This is a genomic window from Oleiphilus sp. HI0043, from assembly GCF_001634935.1.
This window is the reverse complement of the sequence record NZ_LWEY01000898.1, coordinates 1-615: the sequence shown is the minus strand read 5'-3', so window position 1 is coordinate 615 and position 615 is coordinate 1. Positions and strand designations below refer to the sequence as shown.

The 615-nt window shown below is 43.7% G+C and carries 1 protein-coding gene; it reads left to right on the top strand.

Going from position 1 to position 615, the window contains the following annotated elements; translation table 11 throughout:
• Window positions 1-315, top strand: a 315-nt coding sequence (locus A3729_RS10165) for a phosphate-starvation-inducible PsiE family protein (RefSeq protein WP_068633777.1), incomplete at its 5' end; no start/stop codon positions are given.
• Window positions 316-615 lie beyond the last annotated feature (300 nt).

The window sequence follows — 615 nt, the reverse complement described above, 5'->3', positions numbered from 1 at the left end:
TGGACACTGTATCAAAAGCTCATAACACCGCCGCTGTTTATACTCACTATCTCTGATATGTTGGCAACGTTTGGGGCGTTCATGGCAGTCTTGATTGCCATTGAGATCCTTATCAATATTACCGTCTATCTACGTGATGATGTGATTCATGTAAAGATTGTGATGGCTACTGCCCTAATGGCGGTAGCGCGAAAGGTGATTATTCTGGATTACAAAGAGGTTCAACCAGAGTATGTTTATGCCACCGCAGTACTAGTCTTCGCGATGAGTGTGGGATACTGGGTAGTTCATAAACTACCTGAAAAATCACAGTAGATCATTGACTCTAACTATCCTGAGCGGAGGGGTAAATTCGTATAGTTATTTTGTGACCTGATTTTTAAAGGTGTTTTCGCGGAGAGAGGATACGGTGTCTTGATTAAAGGTTTTGTTGCAGCGTCAAAAGCAGACTGCGTCAGCGATTCACCCAGTCAGGGTTGATCGATCTGCAGCCTGTTGTTGCTAGAGGTTAAACAACCAGTTTGGCTTCATTGGCCTCTTCAGTAACGTCGAGCAAGGGAGTAGCTCTGCGAACTCGATTATGTTTTTTGAGCTTACGAAACAAGGTCTGGTTTA